Origin of the sequence: Oceanibaculum pacificum (assembly GCF_001618175.1) — a bacterium.
GTDB lineage: Bacteria > Pseudomonadota > Alphaproteobacteria > Oceanibaculales > Oceanibaculaceae > Oceanibaculum > Oceanibaculum pacificum.
Map to the genome: position 1 here is coordinate 1 of NZ_LPXN01000086.1, position 5,666 is coordinate 5,666.

The 5,666-nt window shown below is 67.3% G+C and carries 6 protein-coding genes; 3 read left to right on the forward strand and 3 right to left on the reverse strand.

Annotation, left to right across the window (positions count from 1 at the left end):
* Positions 1-48: 48 nt before the first annotated feature.
* From AUP43_RS05990 to AUP43_RS06000, 3 genes are all read right to left on the reverse strand, one after another.
* On the reverse strand, positions 49-1,320 hold the full coding sequence (locus AUP43_RS05990) for an MFS transporter (RefSeq protein WP_067553785.1): 1,272 nt from the start codon (positions 1,318-1,320) through the stop codon (positions 49-51).
* Positions 1,317-2,228, reverse strand: a complete 912-nt coding sequence (locus AUP43_RS05995) for a DMT family transporter (protein WP_067553787.1) — start codon at positions 2,226-2,228, stop codon at positions 1,317-1,319. The genes AUP43_RS05990 and AUP43_RS05995 overlap by 4 nt, the downstream gene beginning before the upstream one ends.
* 109 nt (positions 2,229-2,337) lie before the next feature.
* Positions 2,338-2,661, reverse strand: coding sequence for a DUF1491 family protein (locus AUP43_RS06000; RefSeq protein ID WP_232314891.1), 324 nt, complete (start codon positions 2,659-2,661; stop codon positions 2,338-2,340).
* A gap of 121 nt (positions 2,662-2,782) precedes the next feature.
* Here AUP43_RS06000 and AUP43_RS06005 point away from each other — a divergent pair, with 121 nt between their 5' ends.
* Genes AUP43_RS06005 through AUP43_RS06015 form a run of 3 tightly spaced genes read left to right on the forward strand, consistent with a single transcriptional unit; the run spans position 2,783 to position 5,587 of the window.
* The gene (locus AUP43_RS06005; protein ID WP_067553791.1) at positions 2,783-3,604 is read left to right on the forward strand and encodes a CoA transferase subunit A; all 822 of its coding nucleotides are present in this window, start codon (positions 2,783-2,785) and stop codon (positions 3,602-3,604) included.
* Between the two features lie 4 nt (positions 3,605-3,608).
* Positions 3,609-4,340 (forward strand): CoA-transferase, encoded by a 732-nt coding sequence (locus AUP43_RS06010; protein ID WP_067553793.1) that lies wholly within the window; start codon positions 3,609-3,611, stop codon positions 4,338-4,340.
* 26 nt (positions 4,341-4,366) lie between these two features.
* Entirely contained in the window at positions 4,367-5,587 is a 1,221-nt protein-coding gene (locus AUP43_RS06015) for a CaiB/BaiF CoA transferase family protein (RefSeq protein ID WP_067553795.1), read from the forward strand.
* Positions 5,588-5,666: the final 79 nt, after the last annotated feature.

Genomic DNA, 5,666 nt, shown 5'->3' on the forward strand with positions numbered 1-5,666 from the left:
CGGGTCAAGCCCGAGGGTGACGAGAGGAGTATTATTCAGGCTGAATGCCTATAGCGGATGGTCGTCGTGGCCGAGCTGGTCCTCGGCGACCTTCTTGCCGGATTCGCGGATGGTGCGGTTGGCGAGGATCAGCACGCCAAGCAGCAGGAACAGGCCCAGCCCCAGCATGTAGGGCAGGGTCGGGTCGATCTTGTAGAGCGGCATGGCGACGATGGGCGACAGCAGATGGCCGGCCGCACCCGTCGCCCCGGTCAGCCCGGCGACCGAGCCCTGCTCGTCCTGCCGCACGGCCAGCGAGGCGGCGGCGGCGATGCCCGGTCGCCCCAGCCCGAAGGCCAGGCCGGAGATCACCAGCGCGAACACCAGCGGCCCGTAACTGTCCGCCAGCAGGAAGATCACATAGGCGACGACGCCGATGATGCAGCCGATGCGCATCAGGAACTGAGCCGACGGATTCAGGCGCGGAATCACGACGAGCTGCGCCAGCACGGCGGCCATGGCCGAGGCCATCAGCCCGATGCCGACATATTGCACCGTCTCTTCCGCGCCCAGCTTCAGCACATCCATGAAATAGAAGGCGGCGGTCTGCATGGTCAGCGCCTGCACCGTGCCGATGATGGTGCCGGCGACCAGGAAGGGTAGCACCCGCTTATCGAACGGGCTGAGGCGTGGGCGGGCGCTCTGATCCTTCGGGCGGGTCTGCTCCGGCAGCATGAAATAGACCGCGACGGCGCTGGCGAAGGCCATTGCCGCAACGCCGTAGAACGGGGCCAGCAGGCCGAACACCACCAGGGCCGCGCCCACGCCCGGCCCCACGGTCACGCCCAGGCTGAAGGCGGCGTTGATCGCGGCGACCGATTTCACCCGCTCCGCCCGCGTGGTCCGGTCGGCGACATAGGCCTGCGCCGCGGCGATGGTGCCGGCCCCCAGCCCGCCATAGATCGAGCGTGTCAGCAGCATCGCCGGATAGGCCACGCCCATGCCGATCCAGCCCCACATATCGAGCTGCACGACGAGGCCGAAGGTCAGGGTGGAGACGGCATAGGCGATCACGCCCAGCAGGATCACCGGCCGCCGACCCCAGATATCGCTGCGCCGGCCCAGGAAGGGCGCGCAGAACACCCACAGGATCGCCGAGATCATGAAGATCGAGCCGACCTGGAATTCGCTGAGGCCAAGCTGCCGGGCGATCGGCGGCAGATTCGCGAACATCAGCGACTGTCCCATGCCGAGACAGAGCAGGCTGACGAACAGCAGCTTGAAGGCGCGCTTGCGGGTCTCCGGGCTGGAGGGCTGCGGTGTGCCGTCGTCGAGGCTCATGCGCCGTTGCCTTTCATCCGGATCAGCAGGATGCCGACGATCACCAGCGCCATGCCGATCATCGCCGACAGGCCGAAACGCTCGTCGAAGATCAGCCAGGCCAGCGCCGCCGTTGTCGGCGGCACCAGGTAGAACAGGCTGGCGACCTGCGAAGCCGCGCCCCGCTTGATCATCAGATAAAACAGCGTCGTCGCCCCGATGGAGAGCGGGATCGTCAGCCACAGCAGGGCGAAGACCAGCTCGCCGGTCCAGACGATCTCGTTGGTCTCGAACAGCAGCGCGCCCAGGCCGAACACCAGCGCCACCGGCACGCACTGCACCAGCATGCCGGAAAGCACATCGACGCCCTGGCAGTATTTCTTCTGATAGAGCGTGCCGATGGTGATGCCGACCAGGCTGCCGACGGCGAAGAAGGCCGGCCAGGCCGCCCCGCCAGGGCCGATCTTCTCGATGATCACGGCGGCGACGCCGGCCATGCCGAAGGCGAGTCCCAGCCATTGCCGGCGCGTCACCCGTTCGCCCAGCACCGGGCCGGCCAGTGCCGCGGTCAGGATCGGCTGGGTGCTGACGATCAGCGCCGCAACGCCGGCCTGCACGCCCTGATGGATGGCGATGAACACGCCGCCCAGATAGAAGGCCTGGATCAGCACGCCGGACAGCGCGATATGCTTCAGCTTGGCGCGCGGCGGCCAGTCGGCGCGGAAGAACAGCACCAGCGGCACCATCAGCGCTGTCAGCAGCACGAAGCGCAGGAACAGGAAGGTCAGCGGCTCGATATAGGGCAGCCCCAGCTTCGCCCCGATGAAGCCCGTGCTCCACAGCCCGACGAACACGGCCGGCATTACCGCCAGCCAGGCGGTCTGGGCACGGTCGGACAGGTTTCTGGGGGACGGGGGCGGCGCGGACATGCGTTTGTCCTACGTCCCGCCCGCCGGCCTCACAACTGCGATTTCGGCGGCCCAGCCCTGTGTGCGGCGGCTTTCCGTCACCTGTGATGGGGGAGGGCGCCTGGGGAGACTAAAATACTTTCCCCGGAAACGGGTGCTCGCCGGTCCTGGTTTCCACCTCGACGACCCAGAGGTCCGGGTCGCGCTGGACGGCGCGCTCGATATAGGCGTCGGCCTGGGCATCGTCGACCAGCGCGCCGTCGAAGGCGGCGAGCCAGCCCAGATTGCCGTCCATGTCGCGGGCCTGGCTCAGCACCTGGCAGCCCTGCTCCAGCCGGTTTATCCGCAGGATCACCGTGGCCCCGGCCTCCGCGCCCTTGCGCAGCACATAGGCGGGGATGTTCTGCGTTATGCATTGGCGTATATGGGCCTTGACCCAAATCCCCGTGGCCAAGCGCGGTTCGTCCATCCTAGACTGCCTTCCCGAAAACGGTCGCGATCCTCAGCCCTCCCATAGCACGGAACCGGGCGGCGGGGCTGGACAAGAACCGTGTCTCGTGGAAGGAAAGGTGTCCATGGCGTTTACATCCCACGATATCGAGCAGATCGCCGCGCGCATTCCCGATGGCGCGAAGATCGCCCTGCCGCCGGATTATTCCGGCTGCGCCATGGCGGTCATCCGCGCGCTGATCCGGCGCGGCGCGAAGAACCTGCATATCGTCGGCGTGCCCTCGGTTGGCCTGCAGGGCGACATGCTGATCGGCGCCGGCTGCGTCGCGACGCTGGAAACCGCCGCCGTCACCATGGGCGAGCTGGGCATCGCGCCGCGCTTCATCAACGCCGCCAAGCAGGGCTCGATCAAGCTGCTGGACGGCACCTGTCCGGCCATTCATGCCGGCTTGCAGGCGGCCGAGAAGGGCATTCCCTACATGCCCCTGCGCGGCCTATTGGGCAGCGACCTGCTGGAGCATCGCGAGGACTGGAAGCGCGGCGAGAACCCGTTCGGCGAGGATGACCCGCTGGTGCTGATCCCGGCGATCAAGCCGGACGTGGCGCTGTTCCACGTCGCCAAGGCCGACCGCAAGGGCAATGCCTGGATCGGCGTGCGGCGCGAGCTGATGCTGATGGCGCATGCCGCGAAACAGACCTTCATCACCGCCGAGGAGATTGTGGACGAGGATCTGCTGGCCGACGAGATCGTCGCCGCCGGCACCATCCCCGGCCTCTATGTGACGGCTGTGGCGGAGGCGAAGCAGGGCGCCTGGCCGGTCGGGCTGGGCGGTCGCTACGCCCCCGATGCCGCGCATATCGCGCATTATTACGAGCAGGCGCGCAGCGATGACGGGTTCCAGCGCTATCTCGCCGACCATGTCCATGCGCCGAAGGCGGCGGAGTGAGCCGATGACCGATTGTAAACCCGAAGAGCTGCTGATCGCTTCCATCGCCGACATGCTGACCGGGCTGCGGCATGTCGCGGTCGGCAATTCCTCGCCGATTCCGGGGGCGGCCGCCTTGCTGACCCGCGCGCGTTCCAAGGGCGAGCTGCGCGTCTCGCTGCTCGGCAGCCGCAAGCACACCGCCTTCACCGATGGCGGCAAGGAGCTTTTCGACTGCGCCGCCGAGGGGCGCATTGATGCCTTCTTCCTGGGCGGCGGGCAGATCGACGGCGAGGCCAATATCAACCTGGTCGGCATCGGCGATTATCCGCAGACCAAGGTGCGGTTCCCCGGCTCCTTCGGCTCGGCCTATCTGTATTTCCTGATCCCGCGCGTCATCCTGTTCCGTGAGGAGCATACTGACCGCGTGCTGGTGCCGAAGGTGGATTTCATCAGCGCGCCAGGCACCAGCCCGGCCAATGTGTACCGCCCCGGCGGGCCGCACGCGCTGGTCACCGGCCGCTGCATCTTCGACTTCGACAAGGCTGCCAAGCGCTTCACCCTGCGCAGCGTGCATCCCGGCCATACGGTGCAGGAGATCCGCGAGAATACCGGCTTCGATTTCGACGAGCCGGCCAAGGTGCCGGAAACGCCGACGCCCGATGCCGGGACGCTGGCGCTGATCCGCGGCCGGATTGGCGAGGAGATCGCTGAGACCTACCCGGCTTTCGCGGCCCGCGTCTTCGCCGCCGCCTGATTTTCAACATAAGGGAGAAAACGAGCATGGCGGAAACCGCCACCCCGGCCGCTGCATCCAAGGGTGCGCTGGCCGGCCTGAAAGTGATCGACCTGACTCGCGTGCTGGGCGGCCCCTACGGCACCCAGATACTGGGCGACCACGGGGCGGAGATCGTGAAGATCGAGCCGCCGCAGGGCGACGAGGTGCGCGACTGGGGCCCGCCCTTCCTGGAGGAGGACGCCTCCTACTTCATCGGCGTGAACCGCAACAAGCGCTCGGTCGGTCTCGATCTGTCCAAGCCGGAGGGCCGGGAGGTGCTGCTGCGCCTGCTCGACGGGGCGGACGTGCTGATCGAGAATTACAAGCCGGGCACCATGGAGCGTTGGGGCCTGGGCTATCACGAGGTGCTGTCGAAGCGCTTCCCGACGCTGATCCATTGCCGCATCAGCGGCTTCGGCGCGGACGGGCCGCTGGGCGGTTTTCCCGGCTATGACGCCGTGATCCAGGCGATGGCCGGCATGTTCTCGATCAACGGCACGCCGGAAGCCGGGCCGACGCGCATCGGCATCCCGCTGGTCGATCTGGGCACGGGCCTGTATTCTGCGCTCGGCATCATGATGGCGCTGTTCGAACGGCAAAGCTCCGGCCAGGGCCAGTATATCGACATGACGCTGTATGATTCGGCCATCGCGCTGCTGCATCCGCAGGCGGCCAATTACTTCCTGTCGGGCAAGACGCCGGTGCTGACCGGCAACGCGCATCCCAACATCACGCCCTACGACAAGTTCGCCACCAAGACTGGAGAGGTCTTCCTGGCCATCGGCAATAACCGCGCCTTCGAGCGGCTGTGCACCGAGATCGGCTGCCCGGCGCTGCTGGAGGATCCGCGCTTCGTCAGCAACGCCACGCGCAACGAGAATCGCGCGGCGCTGCGCGTCGAGCTGGAGGTGGCGCTGGCGGATGTCGATGGGGTGGCGCTGTGCACGCGGCTGCTGGAGATCGGCGTGCCGGCCGGCCCGGTGCTCGATGTGAAGCAGGTGTTCGACGCGCCGCACACCCAGCACCGCAAGATGGACGAGCGCCATGGCGACTATCGCGCCTTCGGCATCCCGGTGAAGCTGAGCCGCACGCCAGGCAGCGTGCGCCGCCTGCCGCCGAAATTCAGTCAGCACACACAGGAGGTTCTGGCCGAGGCCGGCTTCTCCGCCGCCGAGATCGAGGCCCTGCGCAAGGCCGACGTGCTGGTGGAGAAGCGCCGGAAGTAGGGCGGCGGCGGTGCATAGCTAGGCTCTTTGCTGCACCCCACTCAGACCGTCACCCCCGGCCTTGTGCCGGGGGTCCACG